Annotated in this window: 19 protein-coding genes; 7 read left to right on the top strand and 12 right to left on the bottom strand. The window is 70.9% G+C overall.

Going from position 1 to position 20,851, the window contains the following annotated elements; all coding sequences use genetic code 11:
* Positions 1–394: 394 nt before the first annotated feature.
* Complete coding sequence (locus BXA11_RS43180; RefSeq protein ID WP_159454797.1) at positions 395–670, bottom strand: hypothetical protein; 276 nt, start codon at positions 668–670, stop codon at positions 395–397.
* On the opposite strand from BXA11_RS43180, the gene BXA11_RS43175 reads away from it, so the two are divergent.
* Entirely contained in the window at positions 657–1,055 is a 399-nt protein-coding gene (locus BXA11_RS43175; protein ID WP_159454796.1) for an HNH endonuclease signature motif containing protein, read from the top strand. The two genes, BXA11_RS43180 and BXA11_RS43175, sit on opposite strands and share 14 nt — an antisense overlap.
* A 141-nt stretch (positions 1,056–1,196) precedes the next feature.
* On the opposite strand, the gene BXA11_RS17075 is transcribed toward BXA11_RS43175, so the two are convergent.
* Positions 1,197–3,620, bottom strand: coding sequence for a GcvT family protein (locus tag BXA11_RS17075; RefSeq protein WP_076435587.1), 2,424 nt, complete (start codon positions 3,618–3,620; stop codon positions 1,197–1,199).
* A 72-nt stretch (positions 3,621–3,692) separates the two neighbouring features.
* On the opposite strand from BXA11_RS17075, the gene BXA11_RS17070 reads away from it, so the two are divergent.
* On the top strand, positions 3,693–4,613 hold the full coding sequence (locus BXA11_RS17070; protein ID WP_083744302.1) for a choline/ethanolamine kinase family protein: 921 nt from the start codon (positions 3,693–3,695) through the stop codon (positions 4,611–4,613).
* Positions 4,614–4,624: 11 nt separating this feature from the next.
* A complete protein-coding gene (locus BXA11_RS17065) occupies positions 4,625–6,172 on the top strand; it encodes an amino acid permease (RefSeq protein WP_030510800.1) in 1,548 nt (515 codons plus the stop codon).
* 4 nt (positions 6,173–6,176) lie between these two features.
* Here BXA11_RS17065 and lipB read toward each other — a convergent pair whose 3' ends face one another.
* The 6 genes from lipB to BXA11_RS17035 all read right to left on the bottom strand — a co-directional run bounded on the left by lipB (position 6,177) and on the right by BXA11_RS17035 (position 11,166).
* Positions 6,177–6,812: a lipoyl(octanoyl) transferase LipB gene (gene lipB, locus BXA11_RS17060; protein WP_204054042.1), complete on the bottom strand. Its 636-nt coding sequence runs from the start codon at positions 6,810–6,812 to the stop codon at positions 6,177–6,179.
* A gap of 54 nt (positions 6,813–6,866) precedes the next feature.
* Positions 6,867–7,082, bottom strand: a complete 216-nt coding sequence (locus BXA11_RS17055; RefSeq protein ID WP_030510798.1) for a PspC domain-containing protein — start codon at positions 7,080–7,082, stop codon at positions 6,867–6,869.
* 117 nt (positions 7,083–7,199) lie between these two features.
* Entirely contained in the window at positions 7,200–8,012 is an 813-nt protein-coding gene (locus BXA11_RS17050) for an ABC transporter ATP-binding protein (RefSeq protein ID WP_030510797.1), read from the bottom strand.
* A complete protein-coding gene (locus BXA11_RS17045) occupies positions 8,009–9,070 on the bottom strand; it encodes a FecCD family ABC transporter permease (RefSeq protein WP_076435581.1) in 1,062 nt (353 codons plus the stop codon). The genes BXA11_RS17050 and BXA11_RS17045 overlap by 4 nt, the downstream gene beginning before the upstream one ends.
* Entirely contained in the window at positions 9,067–10,089 is a 1,023-nt protein-coding gene (locus BXA11_RS17040; RefSeq protein ID WP_076435579.1) for a FecCD family ABC transporter permease, read from the bottom strand. Before BXA11_RS17040 ends, BXA11_RS17045 begins: the two co-directional genes overlap by 4 nt.
* A 33-nt stretch (positions 10,090–10,122) precedes the next feature.
* Positions 10,123–11,166, bottom strand: coding sequence for an ABC transporter substrate-binding protein (locus tag BXA11_RS17035; RefSeq protein ID WP_076435577.1), 1,044 nt, complete (start codon positions 11,164–11,166; stop codon positions 10,123–10,125).
* A gap of 201 nt (positions 11,167–11,367) precedes the next feature.
* On the opposite strand from BXA11_RS17035, the gene BXA11_RS17030 reads away from it, so the two are divergent.
* Both BXA11_RS17030 and rho read left to right on the top strand, forming a co-directional pair.
* A complete protein-coding gene (locus BXA11_RS17030) occupies positions 11,368–11,946 on the top strand; it encodes an LURP-one-related family protein (protein ID WP_076435575.1) in 579 nt (192 codons plus the stop codon).
* A gap of 209 nt (positions 11,947–12,155) precedes the next feature.
* Entirely contained in the window at positions 12,156–13,298 is a 1,143-nt protein-coding gene (gene rho / locus BXA11_RS17025; protein ID WP_076435573.1) for a transcription termination factor Rho, read from the top strand.
* Here rho and BXA11_RS17020 read toward each other — a convergent pair.
* The 3 genes from BXA11_RS17020 to deoC form a co-directional block, all read right to left on the bottom strand.
* The gene (locus BXA11_RS17020; protein ID WP_030510791.1) at positions 13,295–14,167 is read right to left on the bottom strand and encodes an aldehyde dehydrogenase family protein; all 873 of its coding nucleotides are present in this window, start codon (positions 14,165–14,167) and stop codon (positions 13,295–13,297) included. The two genes, rho and BXA11_RS17020, sit on opposite strands and share 4 nt — an antisense overlap.
* 212 nt (positions 14,168–14,379) lie before the next feature.
* The gene (locus tag BXA11_RS17015; RefSeq protein WP_030510790.1) at positions 14,380–15,807 is read right to left on the bottom strand and encodes an aldehyde dehydrogenase family protein; all 1,428 of its coding nucleotides are present in this window, start codon (positions 15,805–15,807) and stop codon (positions 14,380–14,382) included.
* 15 nt (positions 15,808–15,822) lie between these two features.
* Positions 15,823–16,815 carry a 2-deoxyribose-5-phosphate aldolase gene (gene deoC / locus BXA11_RS17010; protein ID WP_030510789.1) on the bottom strand — a complete coding sequence of 331 codons (993 nt, stop codon included), beginning with the start codon at positions 16,813–16,815 and terminating at the stop codon, positions 15,823–15,825.
* A gap of 207 nt (positions 16,816–17,022) precedes the next feature.
* Here deoC and BXA11_RS43170 point away from each other — a divergent pair, with 207 nt between their 5' ends.
* Both BXA11_RS43170 and BXA11_RS45370 read left to right on the top strand, forming a co-directional pair.
* A complete protein-coding gene (locus BXA11_RS43170) occupies positions 17,023–17,190 on the top strand; it encodes a hypothetical protein (protein WP_156081123.1) in 168 nt (55 codons plus the stop codon).
* A 116-nt stretch (positions 17,191–17,306) separates the two neighbouring features.
* Complete coding sequence (locus BXA11_RS45370; protein WP_275409781.1) at positions 17,307–20,171, top strand: ATP-binding protein; 2,865 nt, start codon at positions 17,307–17,309, stop codon at positions 20,169–20,171.
* On the opposite strand, the gene BXA11_RS17000 is transcribed toward BXA11_RS45370, so the two are convergent.
* On the bottom strand, positions 20,168–20,737 hold the full coding sequence (locus BXA11_RS17000) for a TMEM165/GDT1 family protein (RefSeq protein ID WP_076435569.1): 570 nt from the start codon (positions 20,735–20,737) through the stop codon (positions 20,168–20,170). The two genes, BXA11_RS45370 and BXA11_RS17000, sit on opposite strands and share 4 nt — an antisense overlap.
* Between the last annotated feature and the right edge of the window lie 114 nt (positions 20,738–20,851).

Here is a 20,851-nt window from a genome sequence, read left to right as displayed (position 1 = left end):
GGGCCGGTGAGTGCGAGCCGCACGACACCGCGAGCGACGCCTCTACCAAGGGCGACCACACCACGCCCGTAGAGGGCGAAGACCACGACCGTGCCGCGACACAGACTGGGGCAACGCACGCCGGACGGCGCGCGTCAGCATGGCCTGCAGACGGCGGCCAGCCCTCGCACACAGCGCCTTCAGACACAGCGCTTTCGAACCCAGCACCCTGGGGCGCAACACCTTCCGGCATAGCGCCTGCCCACGCAGCGCAGCCGGATCCTCCTCCCGAGGACGCCGCACATCACACCCACGCCGGGCATCAGCCTGCGAGGGACTGCCGGCATGCGCAGGCCACGTCTGAGGACCACGGCGACGTGCGCCGTGGCCAGTACCGCCATGACTCGGGCCGCCATCAGCCGGACGGCGAGGAGCAGGGCGGCGAGGAGCAGGGCCGGGCTCGGCAGGACGCGGCGGACGGCCAGGGCGCGTGCCGGTGCGGCAGCTCGGCGCGGTGCTCGTGTGCGACGCAGGCACCGGGAACGCCGGGAACGGCGAGACCAGAGCCGGAGACGCCACCGGGACATCCACCGGGATCAGAGCCAGGGACGCCGGGGGCGCTGTTCGGGACGCCGCCGGGGGCGTTGCTGGGGACGGCGTTGGGGACGGTGCCGGGGTTGTTGCTGGCCACTGGGCAGATGCTGCCCGTCACCAGCGTGCACCGCCTGGCCCGCACCAGCACCCTGGTGCGGCTGGTGATGGACGCCGAGGGGCAGGTGCTGGACATGGGCCGCAAGGTCCGCCTGGCCACCCCCGCCCAACGGCGAGCGATCTTCGCCCGGTATGCCACCTGCTGGATCGACGGCTGCCCGCTCCCGGCGACCATGTGCCAGATCGATCACGCCGACAACTGGAGCACCGGCGGACTCACCGACCTGAAGCTGTTGGGCCCGGCCTGCCAGTTCCACAACCGCGACCGCTACCAGCACCCCCACCGCTACACCCGCCGCCAAACCGGCACCGACCGCTGGACCTTCACCTACCACCGCCTCGCAGCCACACGGCTTCGGGAATGACGACCAGGGCCGACGCGAGGGATCGAGGGAGCGGAGCGGAAGGAAGCGAGGACCGCAGCGAAGGCCCAGCGGAGCGGGCTTCGCGAGGACCGGAGGTTGCTTCCGGCGCAGTGACCGGGGCCAAGGTTCGTCGACGCCCACCTACCGCCAGGGCTCGGCCTTGATCCGGAGGCCGTCCGGGTCGTAGAGCGGCTCCCGGACGACGGTGGCGCCCACGCTTCCGCCGTTGACGCCGATGTCCACACGCCCGCCGGGCTGCACGTCCAGCGGCAGGTACGCGTACGCGATCGAGCGGCCGACCCGGTGGCCGAATCCGCCGCTGGTGACGCGGGAGACCGGACGGCCGTCCAGCCGTACGGGCTCGCCGCCCAGGCAGACGTCACGCCCGCCGTCACGCTCGTCGTCGAGCACCAGGCAGCGCAGAGCCGTACGGGGACGCGGCAGGGCGGCCCGGCGCTCCGGACGGACGGCGAAGCCGAGCCCGGCCTCCAGCGGGGTGGTCTCGGGTGTGACGTCGAGGCCCCACACGCGGTAGCCCTTCTCCAGCCGCAGCGAGTCGAGCGCGCGGTAGCCCGCCGGCCGCATGCCGTGCGGCAGGCCCGCCGCCATGAGGGAGTCCCACAACGTCAGCCCGTATTCGGACGGGCAGTAGAGCTCCCAGCCGAACTCGCCCACGAACGTGACCCGCTGGGCGAGCGCCGGGACGTGCCCCACGCTGATCTCGGCGGCCCGCAGGTAGCCGAAGGTCAGATCGTCGTCCGTCAGCGACGCCAGGATCTCGTACGCGCGAGGCCCCCACAGGCAGTAGCAGGCGTAAGCGGAGGTGACGTCGGCGACCGCGAGCCCGTGACGGCGCAGCAGCGCGGCGTCGTGGGCCCCGAACGCGGTGCCGGTGACGAGACGGAACCGGTCCGCCGCCAGCCGGGTCACGGTGACGTCCGCCTCGATGCCCCCGCGCCGGTCGAGCAACTGGGTGTAGACGACCGAGCCGACGGGCCGGTCAAGGGCGTTGCCCGCGAGCCGCTCCAGGTCAGTCACAGATCCGGATATTTCAAGCTTGGCGAAGGACGTCTGATCGAACAGCCCGGCGGCGTCCCGCGTCGCCAGGCACTCCTCGCGGATCGCCGGAGACCAGACCCGGCCCGCCCATCCCCTCGGCCGTGCCACGTCCTCATCCGAGGTGGGCGGATACCAGTTGACCCGCTCCCACCCGGCCTTCTCGCCGAAGGACGCGCCCAGCGCCTCGTGCCGCACCCAGGCGGGCGAACGGCGCAGCGGGCGGGCGGCGGTGCGCTCCTCGCCGGGATAGACGATGTCGTAGTACGTGCTGTAGGAGTCCAGGGCCCTGGCGCGGGCCCAGCGGACAGACCTGGCATAAGAGCCGAAACGGCGCACGTCCATGCGGAAGACGTCGTACTCGGGGGCGCCCTCGACGATCCACTCGGCCATGACCTTGCCCACGCCGCCGGCGGCGGCCAGGCCGTGCACGCAGAAACCGGCCGCCACCCACAGTCCGGCGACCTCGGTCTCCCCCAGCAAGAACTCCCCGTCGGGCGTGAACGCCTCCGGCCCGTGCACGACCTTGCGGAACGCGGCCGGGTCGTCGCCATCCCCCACCGACCTCAGCGACGGCACCCGCCGGACGGCCGAGTCCCACGACTCGCGGAACTTCGGCATGTCGGGCGCGAAGAGGGTGCGGGGCTCGGACAAGGGCCGGCCGGTGTCCCAGATCTGCGGGCTCCTGATGTAGCCCCCGACGAGGATGCCGCCGTCCTCCTCACGGAAGTACACGATGTTGTCCGGGTCCCGGACGGTCGGCGCGTCCGCCGGGACGCCGGACGCCGGGGTGACCACGTACTGGTGCTTGATCGGCACGATCGGGATGTCGGCACCGGCCATCCGCCCGACCACCCCGGCCGCCGCCCCCGCCGCGTCGACGACGGTCTCGGTACGCACGACGTGCTCGCCGTCCTCACTGCCGTCACCGCGCAGCCGTACGGCGGTCACGCGGCCGTCGTGGACGTCGACGCCGGTGACCTCGACACCGGTGAAGATCCGTACGCCGAGCCTGCGAGCGCCCTCGGCCAGGGCGTGACCGAGCCGGGCCGGGTCGAGCCAGCCGTCCCCGGGCAGCCACAGCGACCCGAGGACGTCCCCCACCTCCAGCAGCGGCAGCCGGTCGAGCGTGCCCTGGGGGCCGAGCAACTCCAGGTCGAGCCCGTACGTCTCGGCGGCCCCGGCCTGGCGCAGCAGTTCCTCCATGCGCTCGGGGGTGGTGGCCAGGCGCAGGCCGCCCACGCCGTGCCAGCCCGGATCGAGCCCGGTCAGCTCGCGCAGTTCGGGGTAGAGACCGGCCGAATACATGATCATTCTGGTCTGCGTGACGGTGGACCTGAGCTGGCCGACGAAGCCGGCGGAGTGCCAGGTCGTGCCCTCGGTGAGGTCGTGCCGCTCGACCAGGATCACGTCGGTCCAGCCGAGCCGGGCGAGGTGATAGGCGACGCTGCATCCGGCCACTCCGCCGCCGATGACGACGGCGCGGGCGTCTGCGGGAAGTTGCGACATCGGTACCGTCCTGTAACACCCGGCCCAGACAATCGGATCAATGGTCTGAAGGTAGACCAAAAGGAGCCGGGCATGCCAGATCCCGTCGCAGACGCAATGGATCTCGTCACGGCCTGGGCCGGGCGGCCTCTGACCTTCACGACGATCAAGGGCGGGCTCAGCCACCACATCGCCAGGGTCGACAGCGAGGACGGCGACCGCTGGCTCCTGCGGGTGCTCGACCCGCGCATCGCGGAGACCGGCCTCGGCATCCCGCTCGACCAGGAGATCGCCAACACGGTCGCCGCCGCGGCGTCCGGGATCGGCCCCCGCGTCGTCCACGTGCTGCCGGGCGTCCTCCTCCTGGAGTACGTCGAGGGGGTCACCCTCGACGTCCCGGCCGTGGCCGCGCGGATCGAGGAGGTGGCGGACGCCTGCCGCCGCCTGCACGCCGGCCCTCGCTTCGGCAACGACTTCTCGATCTTCGGCAAGCTCCGGGAGTTCGTGGCGCGCTGCCGCGCCCACGGCCTGGCCCTCCCCGCCGGCTATGAGGACGCGCTGCCGGCAGCGACCGACATCGAGGCGGCGCTGGCCCGGCGCCCGCTCCCCACGGTGCCCTGCCACAACGACCTGCTGGCCGAGAACCTGATCGCCACCGGCGACGGCGTCCGGATCGTCGACTACCAGCTCTCCGGCAACAACGACCCCTGTTTCGAGCTGGGGGACATCGCCGCCGAATCCGACTTCGATCCCGACCAGGTCGTACGGCTCACGCGGGCCTACTTCGGCGACGACGAGCACGTCCCCCGGGTGCGGCTGAACCTGATCATGTCCAACCTCACCTGGACGCTCTGGTTCGTCATCCACGAGGGGCTGGTCCGCGACGGGGCCCTGCCCGGGTTCGACTACTCCGCCGAGGCCGCAGACAAGTTCGCCCAAGCCGTACGCGACCTCGGGAATCCCAGCTTCGGACGCCTGCTCGACGGCGTCCGGAAACTCCGCACCAGTAGTTAGAGGAGGCCTCAGTGGCGCAAGCCCTCGACGACGACGCCAAACGACTAGCGGAACTCGGCTACAAGCAGGAACTGGCCCGCACCTGGAGCGGGTTCTCCAACTTCGCGATCTCCTTCTCCATCATCTCGATCCTGGCCGGGTGCTTCACCACCTTCAGTCAGGCGTGGAACAACGGCGGACCCCTTGCGATCTCCATAGGCTGGCCGCTGATCTCGGCGTTCATCCTGATCATCGGGTTCTGCATGGCGGAGCTGGTCTCCGCGTACCCCACGGCGGGGGGCATCTACTGGTGGGCCGCCAAGCTGGGCGGGCCCGTCCACGGCTGGTTCACCGGCTGGCTCAACCTGATCGGCCTGATCGCGGTGACCGCGTCGGTCGACTACGGCTGCGCGACGTTCCTGAACATCACGATCGGGCGGTTCAGCGACTCCTGGGCGAACGGCAACGCGCTGCACCAGACCTTCCTGCTGTTCGCGATCGTCCTGGTGCTGCACGCGTTGATCAACATCTTCAGCCACCGCCTGATCTCACTGCTGCAGAACGTCTCGGTGTGGTGGCACGTGTTCGGCGCGGCGGCCGTCGTGCTGATCCTGATCTTCGGCCCGTCGAAGCACCAGGATGTGGGCTTCCTGTTCGAGACGTTCAACAACTCCGGCTTCGGCGACGGCGACTCGGGTCCCACGTTCTGGCTGTACGTGCTGCCGCTGGGCTTCCTGCTCACGCAGTACACGATCACCGGCTTCGACGCCTGCGCCCACGTGTCGGAGGAGACCCACGGCGCGGCCCGCACCGCCGCCAAGGGCCTGTGGCAGTCGATCTTCTACTCCGCGATCGGCGGCTGGGTCCTGCTGCTGTCGTTCCTGTTCGCGGCCACAAACGTGGACGCCGTCAACGCCGAGGGCGGCTTCGTGGGGGCCATCTTCACCTCGTCGCTGTCGTCCACCCTCGCCACCGTCATCTTCGGCATCTCCACGATCGGGCAGTTCTTCTGCGGCATGAGTTGCGTGACCTCGATGTCGCGCATGACGTACGCGTTCTCCCGGGACGGCGCGGTGCCGGGCTGGCGGCTGTGGTCGAAGGTCGACCGCAACCGCACACCGGTCAACGCGATCATCGCCGGTTGCGGGGTCGCGCTGCTGATCACGCTGCCGGCGCTCTACGCGCCCGAGGGCACGACGACCCCCGTGGCGTTCCTCGCCGTGGTGTCCATCGCGGTGATCGGGCTCTACCTCGCGTTCCTCATCCCGATCTGGCTGCGCCTGCGCGCCGGGGACTCCTTCCAGCCCGGGCCCTGGACACTCGGACGCAAGTACAAGGTGCTGTCCTGGATCGCCGTGGTCGAGATCGCGATCATCTCGATCTACTTCATCCTGCCCATCGCCCCCGCGGGCGTCCCGGGCAACAAGGACTTCGCCTGGACGTCGGTGAACTACGCCCCCATCGCCGTGGGCGCCGTGCTCATCGGCATCGCCCTGTGGTGGCACCTGTCGGCCAAGCACTGGTTCGCCGGCCCTCGCCGTACGGTCGACGACGCGGGCGACCGCGAACCGGTCGCTTAACCCCTCAGGAGGCCTCGAACGTCTCCGCGACGACTCGGCGGGTCTCCTCCATGGAGGCCCGTCCGAGTTCGCGGGCGATCGAGGTCATCTGCACGTCGGGCATGCCGCACGGGACCGCGAGGTCCCACGGCGTGAGGTCGCCGTCCACGTTGAGCGCGAAGCCGTGGCTGGTGACCGACCGGCTCGACCGCATGCCGATCGAGACGATCTTCCGCCCGGTGTCCCGGGTCCACACGCCCGTGAGCAGCTCCGACCCGGGCGGGGTGTCGCGCCGCTCGGCCGGGACGCCCAGCGTGCCCAGCGCCTCGACAAGCCGCAGCTCGACCTCGCGGATGTAGTCGACCACGCCCTCGCCGGTCCGCAGCTTCACGACGAGATAGCCGACGAGCTGCCCGGGCCCGTGATAGGTGAGCTGGCCGCCGCGGCCCGTCGGCACCACGGGGATGCCGGCCGACGGGTCGGGCAGGTGGGTCTCCAGCGTCCGCTTGCCGATCGTGAAGACCGGCGGGTGGCTGAGCAGCCACAACGTGTCGGGCCGCGCGTCGTCCTGCCGTTCCTCGACCAGCGCGTCCATGCGCTCCATGGCCTTCTCGTAGTCGACCAGGTCGTCCTGGACCAGCGTCAGGGGCCGTTGCCGCATCATCGCTCACCTCTCCTGATGTGAGCATAAACGGGCCCGCGCGGTGGCTGCCGCCTACCTCCGCCCGTACGAGTAGTCGTAGCCCGGGGCGGAGGCGGCCGGGGCCTTGGGGAACAGCACCCACATGATGAGGTAGGCCACGAACTGCGGACCGGGCAGAATGCAGGACAGCAGGAACAGCACCCGCACGACCGTCGGCGACATGCCGTACCGGTCCGCGATCCCCCCGCAGACGCCAGCGATGATCTTGTGCTGTCTCGATCGGTACATCGATCGGCTCCTTTCGTCATCCGGTTCAACGGACGGCCGTGGAAGTCACGTTCCACGAGGAACCCTGAGAAAACCCCGATCCGCCGACCCTGAGGCAACTCCAGAGGTGACAGGGGCCTATCCGTGCTGCCAGGGCGCGCCCGGCACGACCAGCGGGCCGCCCGTGACCGGGTCCGGTACGACGACGGAGGCGAGTCCGAAGACGTCGTGGACCAGATCGGCGGTGATGACCTCGTCCGGTGTTCCCTGGGCGACGATGCGTCCCGCCTTCATGGCGATGAGGTGGTCGGCGTAGCGGGCGGCCTGGTTGAGGTCGTGCAGGACGACGACGACGGTCCGGCCGCGCTCACGGTTGAGCTGCCGCACCAGGTCGAGCACCTCCACCTGGTGCGCGATGTCGAGGTAGGTCGTCGGCTCGTCGAGCAGCAGGAGGTCGGTGTCCTGGGCGAGGGCCATCGCGATCCAGGCCCGCTGCCGCTGGCCGCCGGACAGCTCGTCGACCAGCCGTTCCGCGAGATCGCCGGTCGCGGTGCGGTCCATCGCCTCGCCGACGGCCCGCTCGTCCGCCTCCGTCCACTGCTGCCACCACTTGTGGTGTGGCTGCCGCCCGCGGGTGACCAGTTCGGAGACCGTGATGCCCTCCGGCGGCACCGGGGTCTGCGGCAGCAGCCCGATCTCCTGGGCGACGCGCTTGGTGGGGATGCGTGCCAGCTCGGCGCCGTCCAGCAGGACCGAGCCGCGCCGCGGCTTGAGCAGCCGGCCCAGCGCGCGCAGGAGGGTGGACTTGCCGCACGCGTTGGGCCCGATGATGACGGTGACCCGCCCGTCCGGGATCTCCAGGTCGAGGCCGTCGACGACCGTACGGTCCTCGTACGTGAGCACGAGCCCTTCGGCCCTCAGGCGGTTCCCGGTCGTGCTGTCGCCGGTCATCTGGCACCTCCGGAACGGCTGCGAGTGCGGACGATCAGCCACATCAGGTACGGAGCGCCCACCGCCGCGGTGAACACGCCGACCGGCAGCTCGATCGGGGAGAACAGCTTGCGGGCCAGCAGATCCGCGATGGTCACGATCAGGGCACCGGTCAGCGCGGAGCCGAGCAGGGGGATCTGTGCGGTGCGGGTGAGGCGGCGGGCGATCTGCGGGGCGAGCAGCGCGACGAAGTCGACCGGGCCCGCCGCGGCCGTCGCCACCGACGCCAGCACGACGCCGAGGACGGTCAGGCACAGGCGGACCCGGCCGAGCCGTACGCCGAGAGCGGTCGCCGTGTCGTCGTCGAACGACACGGTGCGCTGGGCCCGGGCCGCCCAGAGCAGCGCCGGCGTCAGCACGAGCAGGATCGAGGCGAGCGGTGCGGCGTGGTCGTAGCCGCGGCCGTTCAGCGATCCGGTGAGCCAGACCTTGGCCTGCTGGGCCACCAGGTAGTCGCCCTTGGTGAGGAACAGCTGCGTCAGGGAGCCGAGGGCCACCGAGATGCCGATGCCGATGAGCACGAAACGGGAGGCGTGCAGGCCCTTGCGCCACGCGAAGACGTAGACCAGCGAAGCGGCCGTCAAGCCGCCGAGGATCGAGACGTACGGCAGGGTGTCGTACGCCGCGACGTTGAAGGTCATCGCGGCGACGGTCGCCGCGCCCGCGCCCTGTGTCACCCCGATCACGTCCGGGCTGGCGAGCGGATTGCGCGCCACGGTCTGGATGAAGGACCCGGCGACGCCGAAGGCCGCGCCGGCGAGCAGACCGACCACGAGGCGGGGCATCCGCAGGGTGCCGACCACGAACTCGTCGGGGCTCGGCTGCCCCCCTCCGACAGCCGAGCAGAGTACGCGAACGACCTCCGCGGGGCTGACGAAGGACTCGCCGACGCACAGATAGGCGACGGCGGTCACCGCGAGCGCCACGCCGAGCAGGGCGGCGACGAGGGCCGCCCTGCGGTGCAGCAGGAAGCTGCCCCGCCCCGCGCGCAGGACGGCGAAGCCCGCAGGACGTGTCATGCCGCCACCACCGCTTTCCGCCGCACCAGGGCGATCAGGAACGGCACGCCGAGCAGTGCGGTCATGACGGCCACCGGCACCTCCGAGGGCGGGAAGACGATGCGGCCGAGGACGTCGGCGACCAGGAGCATCACGGGACCGAGCAGCGCCGCCGCGGGAAGGACCCAGCGGTGGTCGGTGCCCACGAGCGCCCGCGCGATGTGCGGGACGGCCAGGCCGGTGAAGGCGATCGGACCGGCGGCGGCGACCGCCACGCCGGTCAGGACGGTCGCGCCGAGACCTCCGAGGATCCGCAGCAGGGGGACGTTGTGGCCGAGCCCCTTGGCCACGTCCTCGCCGAGCGCGAGCGCGTCGAGCCCCCGGGCCATCGCGGCGACCAGCAGCAGCCCCACGAGGAGGAACGGCCAGGTCTGACCGGCGATCTCGGCGCTCCGGCCGCTGAGCGAGCCGACGTGCCAGAACCGGAACTCGTCCAGGGCGCCGGCGTCGGTGGTCGTTATGCCGGAGACCACGGAGGCGAGCAGGGCGTTCATCGCGGTGCCGGCCAGGGCGAGCGTGACCGGGGTGGCGCCGCCGCGCCCGCCGCTGGCGATGACGTAGACGGCGACGGTCGCGATCCCCGCACCGGCGAAGGCGAACCACACATAACCGCTCGGCGAATGCACTCCGAAGAACGCGATCGCGCACACGACGCCCACGGAAGCGCCCTGGCTGACGCCCAGGATGCCGGGCTCGGCGATGGGATTACGGGTGATGCCCTGCATGACCGTGCCGGCCACGGCGAGGGCGACGCCGGCCATCACCCCGATGAGGGTGCGAGGCACCCGTAACGACCGCACGACGTGGGCATCGCCACTGCCGCCGCCGTGCGTCAGGGCGTCCACCACGACGCTCGGCGCGATCTGGCGGCTGCCGACCGCGAGGCTGAGCAGCACGGCGAGGACCAGCAGCCCGGCGAGGACCAGCAGGAGCGCGCCCCCGGCCGTCGGGCCGATGCGGCGTCGGGTAGCGCGGGACATTCGTTCGCTCTCTCGGAGTACGGGACCGCGCGCCTATCCGGCCAGGTACCTCTCCAGATCCCCGACGACCTCCATCGCGGCGGTGACTCCGAGGCCGAGATACCAGGTCTCGTCCGGGACCTCGTAGGCGTGCCCCGCCTTGACCGCCTTGAGGTTCGCCCACAGCGGATTGCCCTGGACCGCCGACTTGTCGGTGGCCTTCGGATCGCCGTAGACACCGGTGAAGATGACGTCGGCGTCCGCCTGGTCGATGTTCTCCGCGCTCACCTCCGCGGCGAGGTCGGGGATGTCCTGGTTGGCCGGGCGCGGGATGCCGGCGTCCTTGAGGATGGTGCCGATGAAGGAGGCGTTGGCGTAGAGCCGGATCACGCCGTTGGGCATGAAGCGCACCATCGAGACGACGGGCTTGTGGTCGCCCAGCTTCGCGCCGAGGTCCTTCACCTTGCGGTCGTACTCGGCGAGTTTCGCCTTGGCCTCCTCGGTCTTGTCGAGGGCGGCCGCGTTGAGGAGGTAGTTCTCCTTCCAGGTGAACCCGGGACGGATGGAGAACACGGTGGGGGCGATCTTCGACAGCTCGTCGTACTGCTCGGCGGCGCGCAACTGGCTGCCGAGGATCAGGTCCGGGTGCAGCCCGGCGATCGCCTCCAGGTTGAGGTTGTTGATCGTGCCGATGTTCTGCGGGGTGCCGGCGTCCTGCTTCAGGTAGGACGGCAGCTCGGGAGAGCCCTCGCTGGGCGCGAAGCCGACCGGCTTGACGCCCAGGGACACGACGTTGTCGAGCTCTCCGACGTCCAGGACGACGACCCGCGTGGGCTGCGCCTTGATCTCGGTCGTGCCCATGGCGTGGGTGATGGTGCGCGGCCACTCGCCCGGTTTGGCGGTGGTGCCCATAGCGGCGGTCTTCTCCGCGGCGGTGCCGAAGTCCGCGCCGCCCTTGGCGACGGCCTTCTGGGCGGCCTCGGCGGCGGGCTTTCCCGCGCCGGTGCCGGTGCCGGAGGATGCGCCGCAGCCGACCAGTGAGAGTGCGACTGCGACGGCGCCGATACCGAGACCGATACCGCGGTGCCGGAGAGACATACGGAGACTCCCTGCCAAGGCTCTATTTAGGTAAGGCTTACCTTATAGGGATGTTCCCTTGGAGCTACAAGCCCGAAAAGTGTGGTTATGGTCACTGACGGCCGTCCGGCGCACCGGTCGTCGATTCGACGGCATCTCACTGGTGATCTTCTTCGGGAAGAGGGCATATAGGGAGACAAACGACCGTCCTTGGAGTCTCGCATGGAATTAGCGGCCCTGCAGGCACAGACCCGCCTGTACCTGCGCCAGAAGATCACCATGATGGTGAACAGGTACGTCGTCCATGTGGCTGACCCCGACGGTTCGGAAGGCGAGGCCGTGGCCTTCGCCGAGCAGAAGCGGATGGCCCTCAAGGAGCAGGTGACGCTCTACACGGACGAGTCACGCCAGGCGGCGCTGGCCGGGTTCAAGGCGCGCAAGGTCCTCGACCTCGCGGGTGAGTACGACGTGGTGGACGACGCCGGGAACTCCATCGGGACGTTCCGCAAGGACTTCGGCCGGTCGCTGCTCCGCTCGACCTGGCACCTCCAGCAGCCGGGACTGCCGACGCTGACCGGGCAGGAGCGGCGCCTGACGGTCGCCCTGTTACGCCGGTTCTCCGACTCCCTGGAGTGGCTGCCGTACCACTTCGACTTCAGCATCGGCGCCTCGATCGCGTTCTCGGTCGACCGCAGGTGGGGACTGCGCGACCGGTACGCCATCGAGATCCGCGATCCGCGCCTCGACCGCCGCCTGGTCATCGCCATGGCCGTGGCGCTCGACGCCTTGCAGTCCCGGTAGCGCGATCATGAGGAATCACCGCGGCCGGTGAGCCTGTTATAGTCAGCGGCAAGTCGTATGGTTCTGGCTCCGTCTGTGAGCCCATACGCGCCCCACACTCCGGTCGGCCTTCCTGCTTCGGCCTCTCCGTGAAACCCGCGCGAATCCCGCTCCGGCAGGCGATCGCGCCCACCCACGCTTTCCCAGACATCTCCAGCCCGAGGAGTTCCATGACCACCACCACTCTCAGCGTTCCCAAGCCGCGCGGCGTCGCCCGCACCAGGCCGGCCCGTACGAAGGACACCCCGGCCACCGAGGTCACCGGCCTGCTCGACAGGTCGGGCAGGAACACGGTGATCCGTACGAACGGCTACCTCCCCGGCCCGAAGGACGTGACGGTCCCGGCCGCGCTCGCGGACGCGCTCGACCTGCGCCGCGGCGACCAGGTCCGCGGCGTCGCCCAGAACGGCAGGCTCACCGCCGTCACGATCGTGAACGGCGAGCCCGTGGACACCGCGAGACCGCACTTCGCCGACCTCGTGCCGATCCACCCCGACGAGCCGCTGCGCCTGGAGACGACGCGGAACGTCCTGACCACACGGGTCATCGACCTGTTCGCGCCGATCGGCAAGGGCCAGCGCGGCCTGATCGTCGCCCCGCCGAAGGCCGGCAAGACGATGTTCCTCAAGTCCGTCGCGAACGCGATCACCACCAACCACCCCGAATGCCACCTCATGGTCGTCCTGGTGGACGAGCGGCCCGAGGAGGTCACCGACATGCGCGCGTCGGTCCAGGCCGAGGTGATCGCCTCGACCTTCGACCGCGCGCCCCAGGACCACATCACCGCGGCCGAGCTCGCCGTCGAGCGGGCCAAGCGGCTCGTGGAGGCGGGCCGTGACGTGGTCGTGCTCATCGACTCGATCACCCGCCTCGGCCGGGCGTACAACATGGCCGCGCCGAGCGGCGGACGCGTGCTCACGGGCGGCATGGACGCCCGGGCCCTGCACCAGCCCAAGAAGGTGCTCGGCGCCGCCCGCAACATCTCCGGCGGCGGCTCGCTCACGATCCTCGCCACCGCGCTGGTCGAGACCGGCTCGAAGATGGACGACAACCTCTTCGAGGAGTTCAAGAGCACCGGCAACATGGAGCTGAAGCTGAGCCGGAGCCTGGCCGACCGCCGCGTCTTCCCCGCCGTCGACGTCGTCGCCTCCGGCACGCGCCGCGAGGAACTGCTGCTCCACCCGGCGGAGCAGCCGCTGATCTGGCGGCTGCGCCGGGCGTTGCAGGACCAGGAGGCGTTCGAACGCTTCCTCACCACGCTGAAGAACACGGGGACGAACGCCGAGCTCCTCCTGGCCCTCGCGAAAGGCTAGACCCCGATCGGATGCCAGACGGTCTTGGTCTCCAGGAACGCCGTCATCCGCTCGATGCCGGGGTCGGCGAGCCAGTCCACGCGATCCACCGGCGGCCGGAGCACCCGTTTGAGGTTCTCCGCGGCCAGCTCCTCACACGTGACGGCCAGCTCGGCGTCCGCGCCCGTCAGGTCGATGCCGTTGACGTCCATGTGGCCCGCGAGCCAGGGGGCGATCTCGGCGGCCGAGCCGGTGAGGATGTTCACCACCCCGCCCGGCAGATCGGAGGTCGCCAGCACCTCGGCCAGCGTGATCGCCGGCAGCGGCGCCCGCTCGCAGGCCACCACCACGCAGGTGTTGCCCGTCACGATCACCGGGGCGATCACGCTGACCAGCCCGAGCAGCGGTCCCTGCGGGGCGACCACGGCCACCACGCCGGTCGGCTCCGGGCTCGACAGGTTGAAGTACGGCCCGGCGACCGGGTTGGCCGACCCGAGGACCGCCCCGATCTTGTCGGACCAGCCCGCGTACCAGACCAGCCGGTCGACCGCCGCGTCCACCATCTCGCCGGCCTGCTTGGCCCCCACGCCGCCCACGGCGGTGATCTCCGCGACGAACTGCGCGCGGCGGCCCTCCAGCATCTCGGCGATCCGGTACAGGATCTGGCCCCTGTTGTACGCCGTGGCGCCCGACCAGCCGGGGAACGCCTTCCGCGCGGCCGAGACCGCGTCCCTGGCGTCCTTACGCGAGGCCCTGGCCGCGTTGGCGATGAAGTCGCCCTTGGAGGAGGTCACGACATACGACCTTCCGCTCTCCGAACGCGGGAACGCGCCGCCGATGAACAGCTTGTACGTCTTGCGCACACTCAGGCGTTCGGTGCGCTCACTCATCGAAGGTTCCAATCTCCAGAGGACGGGCCGGCTGGTAGGTCTGGCCGCAGCGGCACACGCCGCCACGGTGCGCGAACCAGCCGTGCCGTACGGCGAAGCGGCGGGAGCGGCGGCCCCGGGAGAAGCCCTCCCCGGCACCGGCGCGCGCCCGGCGCGTCAGGCGGCGGCGCTGCCCGTCGGCGCACCTGCAGGACGGGCGGCCGGAGGAATGATCACAGCGCAAGATAGCCCTCCAGACCGTGCCGCCCGCCCTCGCGACCGTAGCCCGACTCCTTGAAGCCGCCGAACGGCGAGGCCGGGTCGAACCGGTTGAACGTGTTGGACCAGACGACGCCGGCCCGCAGCCGGGACGCCATCCACAGCATGAGCGAGGCCTTCTCGGTCCACACGCCCGCCGACAGCCCGTACGGCGTGTTGTTGGCCTTCTCCACCGCCTCGGCGGGGGTGCGGAAGGTCAGCACCGACAGCACCGGCCCGAAGATCTCCTCCCGGGCGATGCGGTGCGACTGGGCCACGCCGGTGAAGAGGGTGGGCGGGAACCAGTAGCCGCGGTCGGGGATCGGGCAGGCGGGCGACCACCGCTCGGCGCCCTCGGCCTCCCCCGCCTCCGACAGCTCGCGGATCTTGGCGAGCTGCTCGGCCGAGTTGATCGCGCCGATGTCGGTGTTCTTGTCCAGCGGGTCGCCGAGCCGGAGCGTGCCGAGGCGCCGCTTGAGCGCCTCGAGCAGGTCGGCGGCGATCGACTCCTGCACCAGCAGCCGCGATCCGGCGCAGCAGACGTGGCCCTGGTTGAAGAAGATGCCGTTGACGATGCCCTCGACGGCCTGGTCCAGCGGCGCGTCGTCGAACACGATGTTGGCGGCCTTGCCGCCGAGCTCCAGCGTGAGCTTCTTACGCGTCCCGGCGAGGCTCCTCGCGATGAGGCGGCCGACCTCGGTCGAGCCGGTGAAGGCGACCTTGTCCACGCCGGGGTGGTTGACGAGCGCGGCGCCCGTCCCGCCCGCGCCGGTGACGATGTTCACGACCCCCGGCGGCAGGTCCGCCTGACGGCAGATGTCGGCGAACGCCAGCGCGGTCAGCGGCGTGGTCTCTGCCGGCTTGAGCACGACCGTGTTGCCGCAGGCCAGCGCGGGCGCGATCTTCCAGGCCAGCATGAGCAGCGGGAAGTTCCACGGGATGACCTGCCCGGCCACGCCCAGCGGCCGGGGATCAGGACCGAACCCCGCATAGGCCAGCTTGTCGGCCCAGCCGGCGTAGTAGAAGAAGTGGGCGGCGACCAGCGGGAGGTCCACGTCGCGGGACTCCCTGATCGGCTTGCCGTTGTCGAGCGTCTCCAGGACCGCCAGCTCACGCGCCCGTTCCTGGATGATCCGGGCGATCCGGAACAGGTACTTGGCCCGCTCCGCGCCCGGCATGGCCGACCACACGGGGAACGCCTTGGCCGCCGCCTGGACCGCGCGGTCGACGTCGGCCTCCCCCGCCCACGCGACCTCCGCGAGCACCTCCTCGGTGGCCGGGTTGACGGTCTTGTGGCGCTCCTCGCCCTGCGGCTCGACCCACTCGCCGTTGATGAAAAGGCCGTACGACGGCCGGATGTCGACGATGTCCCGCGACTCTGGTGCGGGTGCGTATTCGAACATGCCTCAGTCCAGCCCTCAGTCCAGCGTGAAGTAGTCGGGACCGGCGTACCGGCCGGTGGCCATCTTCTGCCGCTGCATGAGCAGGTCGTTCAGCAGCGAGGAGGCGCCGAGGCGGAACCAGTCGGGGTCGAGCCAGTCCGGCCCGGCGGTCTCGTTGACCAGCACCAGATACTTGATCGCGTCCTTGGTGGTGCGGATGCCGCCGGCGGGCTTCACGCCCACCTTGCGGCCGGTCGCGGCCAGGAAGTCGCGCACGGCCTCCAGCATGACGAGCGTCACCGGGAGCGTCGCGGCCGGCGACACCTTGCCGGTCGAGGTCTTGATGAAGTCCGCCCCGGCGATCATCGCGAGCCAGGAGGCCCGCCGCACGTTGTCGTACGTCGCGAGCTCGCCGGTCTCCAGGATCACCTTCAGATGCGCACCCTGCCCTCCCTGCGCGCCTCCGGCACGACGCCCTCCCTGCGCGCCTCCGGCACGACCACAGGCCTCCTTGGTGGCGACGATCTCCTCGTACACCTTGAGGTAGTCGCCGGCGAGGAACGCGCCGCGGTCGATGACCATGTCGATCTCGGCCGCTCCCGCGGCCACGGCGAGGGACGTCTCGGCGACCTTCACCTCAAGGGAGGACCGGCCGCTGGGGAACGACGTGGCGACGGACGCCACCTTCACGCCGGATCCGGCGAGGGCCTCGACGGCGGTCGCGACCAGGTCGGGGTACACGCAGACGGCGGCGACCGGCGGCACGGAGGAGTCGCCGGGGTCGGGCCGCACCGCCTTCGCGCACATCGCCCTGACCTTGCCGGGGGTGTCCGCGCCTTCCAGGGTGGTGAGGTCGACCATCCGGATGGCCATGTCGATGGCCTGCTTCTTGGCGGTCGTCTTGATGGATCGCGTGCCCAGCATCGCGGCCCGGGCGTCCGCCCCGACCCTGTCGACCCCGGGAAGGCCGTGCAGGAACGCACGCAGCGTCGAGGGTGAGGAGGCGACCTCCGCGAGCGGAGTAGTCATAGTTGGCACGAGACCAGCATCCCCGACCACGCGGAATGATTCCAAACCCGGGGACCCAGGCGTTCCTAAGGCATCTCCTTACCCGCCTTAGAAGTCCTACGCCGTCGGGCCGTGCCAGAGATAGGGCATCCGCCCGATGTGCCGCACCACGCCTTAGACCGAACCTTGAGGAGTACGAGAAGAGACCCGAAACAAGGAGACGCTCTGATGGGTCCCGAACTGCACTACCAGGTAATGATCAACCGGGCGGCCGAGCTTCAGGAGGAGGCCGCCGCCCACCGCCGCGCCCGTCAGGCGCAGGCGGGCAGGAAGGCTCAGGAGCGCTCCGGCCAGCGCCGGCTGCGTGCGGCCTTCGGCAAGCTCCGCACCTCATGAGACGCGTACGAAGGCCCGGCCGGACCCTCCCTCCCGGCCGGGCCTTTCAGCCGCCGTGACAAGGGCTCCGAAAATTCAAGCGAACCCACGCAAAGGGTCATGACATGCTTGAGGACATGACACGCCGGGCGGTGAGCCCCGTTTTCGTCGGGCGGGGCGCGGAGCTGGAAACCCTGGGCGAGGCCTATGACCAGGCGCGCAAGCAGGCCACCGCGGCAGTGCTCATCGGGGGCGAGGCGGGCGTGGGGAAGACCCGCCTCGCCGGCCGGTTCGCTGAGCAGGCCGCGCAGGACGGCGCCCACGTGCTCGTCGGGGGCTGCGTGGAGCTGTCCGCAGAGGGCCTGGCCTACGCGCCGTTCACCGCCACGCTGCGGCAGCTCGTCCGGGAGTGCGGCGCGGCCGAGGTCGCCGCCCTGCTGCCCGACGGCGCCGCCCGCGACCTGGCCAGGCTGCTGCCCGAGTTCGGCGAGCCGAGCGGCGACGGGGAGACCGAGTCGGCCCGCGCCCGGCTTTTCGAGCTGATCCTCGCCCTGCTCGAGCGCCTCGCCGAGCGGCGGCCGGTGGTGCTCGTCATCGAGGACATCCACTGGGCCGACCGCTCCAGCCGGGACCTCATCGCCTTCCTCAGCCGCAACCTCAAGTCGGCTCCCGTCCTGATGGTCATGACGTACCGCTCGGACGAGTTGCACCGCACTCATCCCCTGCGGCCGGTGCTGGCCGAACTGGGGCGGGTCGACGGCGTGGTCCGGGTGGACCTGCCCCGCTTCACCCAGGACGAGGTCGCCGCGCAGATGGCCGGGATCCTCGGGGTGACCCCCGAGTTCGCCAACGTGGACCGGGTCTTCGACCGCAGCGGCGGCATCCCGCTGTTCGTGGAGGCGCTGCTCGACTGCGGCGACGAGTGCTCGTTCCCCGACTCGCTGCACGACCTGATCATCGGATCGGTGGAGCGGCTGCCCGAGGAGAGCCAGCGGGTGCTCAGGATCGCCGCCGCCGGGGGCGTGCGCGTCGGTCACGACCTGCTCGCGGCGGTCAGCGGCCTGTCCGACGTGGACCTGGAGAACGCGCTGCGGCCGGCCATCGCGGCCAACGTGCTGCAGGTGGCCGACGGCGGGGCGTACGCGTTCCGGCACGCCCTGATCCGCGAGGCGGTCCACGACGAGTTGCTGCCCGGCGAGCACGCGCGGATGCACGCGCGGTACGCCGAGGAGATCGACCGCGACCGCGCTCTGGTGCCCCCGGGCCGGGCGGCCATCGAGATCGCCCACCACTGGTACTCCGCACGCGACGACCTGTGGGCGCTGATCTCGGCGTGGGAGGCGGCCGAGAAGGCGGCCAAGTCGTTCGCCTACACCGAGCAGATCCAGCTGCTCGAACGCGTGCTGACGCTGTGGGACAAGGTGCCCGACGCCGCCGAGCGCATCGGCCACGACCACTGCACGGTGCTGGAGCGGGCCTCTGAGGCGGCCTTCCTCAGCGGCGAGATGGAGCAGAGCCAGAAGTACGTGCGCGGCGCGCTGGCCGAGCTGGACGAGCAGACCTCCCCCGAACGGGTGGCCGAACTGCTGGTCCGCATGGCCAACGTCAAGGCGCACAAGGGCAAGCCGGGAAGCCTGGAGTATCTGTGGCACGCCGAACGACTGGTCCCTGAGCCCGGCGACGTACGCGCGCTCGTGCTGACCCGGCTGGGCCAGACCCTGATGTGCGCCGACGGGGTCGCCGAGGGCACCGCGCTCACCGAGGAGGCGCAGCGCATCGCCCGCGAGATGGGCGACGAGGTGCAGGAGGCCGACCTCCTGATCAACCTGGCGCTCGGCCACTCCATCAACGGCGACCTGGAGACCACGTTCGCGCTCAACGAGCAGGCGCTGGCGATGGGCACCCGCCTGAACTCGCCCCGCATCATCCTGCGCGCCCTGGCCAACAACGTCGACGCCCTCGACAACCTCGGCCGTTCGGAAGAGGCCGTGGCGCTCGCGCTGGAGGGTGAGAAGCTCGCCCGGCGGTTCGGCAGGTTCCGCCACCAGGGCACGTTCATCGCCAACAACCGGGCGGAGGCGCTGGAGTCGCTCGGCCGGTGGGACGAGGCCGTCGAGATCATCGAGCGGTCCCTGACGATGGGACCGACCCTGCGCAACCGGTGGCACATGCTGCGGGTCCGCGCGGACATCGCGATCGCGCGCGGCGAAGAAACCCTCGCGCAGGACATCCTCACCGAGGTCGGCGCCTTCTCCCCGCACCGGGACGAGCAGACCCAGGAGTGGACGAACAACGTCCGCCTGCGTCTCGCGTGGCACCTGCTGCGCGGCGAGCCCCTGAAGGCCCTCGACGTGCTGGAGGGGGCGCTCGACGACCCGCCGCTGGCCCGCAAGGCCATGCTCGCCGGACGGCTGCTCGCCTCGGTCCGATACGTCTGCGACGCGGCGGCTCCGGTCGCCTCCGACCGGGTGGCCCACGTGCGGGGGCTGGGCGACCGGCTGGCCGTCAACCTGGGCGCCGGTCCGGTGAACGAGGCGTTCGGGCTGGTCTACCGGGGCGAGTTCGACGCCGCGGCCGAGGCGTGGCGCCGGCTGGGCCGTCCGTACGTCCAGGCGAAGGCGCTCCTGCACGGCGCCACGGCCGCCGCCGCGAGCGGCGACCGCGAGGGAGCCTCGGCGCGGCTGCGCGAGGCCTGCCCGCTCGCGGTCGCGTTGCGCGCGGCCCCTCTGGTCGCCCAGATCGAGACGCTGGCCCGCCGTCTCGGCGCTCCTCTCTCCGAGCCCACGCCGTCCGAGCCCGTACGGCAGGCCGACCTGACCCCGCGCGAGCTGGAGGTGCTGCGCCTGGTGGCGGCCGGGCGCAGCAACCGGGACATCGCGGCGGAGCTGTTCATCTCGGCCAAGACCGTCAGCGTGCACGTGTCGAACATCCTGCCCAAGCTCGGCGTGTCGACCCGGGGCGAGGCCGCCGCCGCGGCCCACCGCCTGTCTCTACTCGATTAGGCGAACAGGGGTTCGACCAGCAGCAGCACGCCGAAGACGGCGAACGCGGCGGCCGCGCCATACTTGATCCACTTTTCGGGCAGGCGCGTGCCGAGGAACCGGCCCACCAGGATGGCCAGCGCGTCGGCGACGACCATGCCCACGGTCGAGCCGACCCACGTGCCGAACCAGCCGTGCTGGGTGGCCAGCGTGATGGTGGCGAGCATGGTCTTGTCGCCCAGCTCGCTGAGGAAGAACGCCACGGCGACGGCGATGAACGCGTTGCGGGTGGTCTTGGCCGCCTTGCCCTTCTCCTCCTCGGTGAGCTCGTCGCCGCGCAGCGTCCACGCCGCGAAGGCGAGGAACGCCAGGCCCGCGATGATCGAGATGGCGGTGGTGGGGAGAGCGTCGCCGACGACCCTGCCGAGGCCGACGCTGACGAGATGGACGAGCGCGGTCGCCACGGTGATTCCGGCGAGCACCGGCCCCGTCTTTAACCGGGTCGCGAAGGTCAGGGCCATGAGCTGGCTCTTGTCGCCGAGCTCCGCCACGAAGATGACGACGAGGGAGATCCAGAGGGCTTGCACGGGGTCGCCTTCCTACAGGGGAGATGCGACCGGGCCGCCGTGCGTCACCCGGGGAGTTCGGGCACGACTTCGGCCCGGCAGCATGTGATCATGACTGTCGGGCCGAAGGTCTCG

Source organism: Microbispora rosea, from assembly GCF_900156315.1.
GTDB classification, from domain to species: Bacteria; Actinomycetota; Actinomycetes; order Streptosporangiales; family Streptosporangiaceae; genus Microbispora; species Microbispora rosea.
The sequence above is the reverse complement of the archived record's forward strand: the minus strand, read 5'-3'. Positions and strand labels throughout refer to the sequence as shown.

Excerpts from the sequence above, each read along its gene's own strand:
- BXA11_RS17020 (WP_030510791.1), bottom strand. The coding sequence starts at position 14,167 with ATGAGTGAGCGCACCGAACGCCTGAGTGTGCGCAAGACGTACAAGCTG.
- BXA11_RS17035 (WP_076435577.1), bottom strand. The coding sequence starts at position 11,166 with ATGTCTCTCCGGCACCGCGGTATCGGTCTCGGTATCGGCGCCGTCGCA.
- BXA11_RS17055 (WP_030510798.1), bottom strand. The coding sequence starts at position 7,082 with ATGTACCGATCGAGACAGCACAAGATCATCGCTGGCGTCTGCGGGGGG.
- BXA11_RS17015 (WP_030510790.1), bottom strand. The coding sequence starts at position 15,807 with ATGTTCGAATACGCACCCGCACCAGAGTCGCGGGACATCGTCGACATC.
- BXA11_RS17070 (WP_083744302.1), top strand. The coding sequence starts at position 3,693 with ATGCCAGATCCCGTCGCAGACGCAATGGATCTCGTCACGGCCTGGGCC.
- BXA11_RS17045 (WP_076435581.1), bottom strand. The coding sequence starts at position 9,070 with ATGACACGTCCTGCGGGCTTCGCCGTCCTGCGCGCGGGGCGGGGCAGC.
- BXA11_RS17075 (WP_076435587.1), bottom strand. The coding sequence starts at position 3,620 with ATGTCGCAACTTCCCGCAGACGCCCGCGCCGTCGTCATCGGCGGCGGA.
- lipB (WP_204054042.1), bottom strand. The coding sequence starts at position 6,812 with ATGCGGCAACGGCCCCTGACGCTGGTCCAGGACGACCTGGTCGACTAC.
- BXA11_RS17030 (WP_076435575.1), top strand. The coding sequence starts at position 11,368 with ATGGAATTAGCGGCCCTGCAGGCACAGACCCGCCTGTACCTGCGCCAG.
- BXA11_RS45370 (WP_275409781.1), top strand. The coding sequence starts at position 17,307 with ATGACACGCCGGGCGGTGAGCCCCGTTTTCGTCGGGCGGGGCGCGGAG.
- BXA11_RS17040 (WP_076435579.1), bottom strand. The coding sequence starts at position 10,089 with ATGTCCCGCGCTACCCGACGCCGCATCGGCCCGACGGCCGGGGGCGCG.
- BXA11_RS43170 (WP_156081123.1), top strand. The coding sequence starts at position 17,023 with ATGGGTCCCGAACTGCACTACCAGGTAATGATCAACCGGGCGGCCGAG.
- deoC (WP_030510789.1), bottom strand. The coding sequence starts at position 16,815 with ATGACTACTCCGCTCGCGGAGGTCGCCTCCTCACCCTCGACGCTGCGT.
- rho (WP_076435573.1), top strand. The coding sequence starts at position 12,156 with ATGACCACCACCACTCTCAGCGTTCCCAAGCCGCGCGGCGTCGCCCGC.
- BXA11_RS17050 (WP_030510797.1), bottom strand. The coding sequence starts at position 8,012 with ATGACCGGCGACAGCACGACCGGGAACCGCCTGAGGGCCGAAGGGCTC.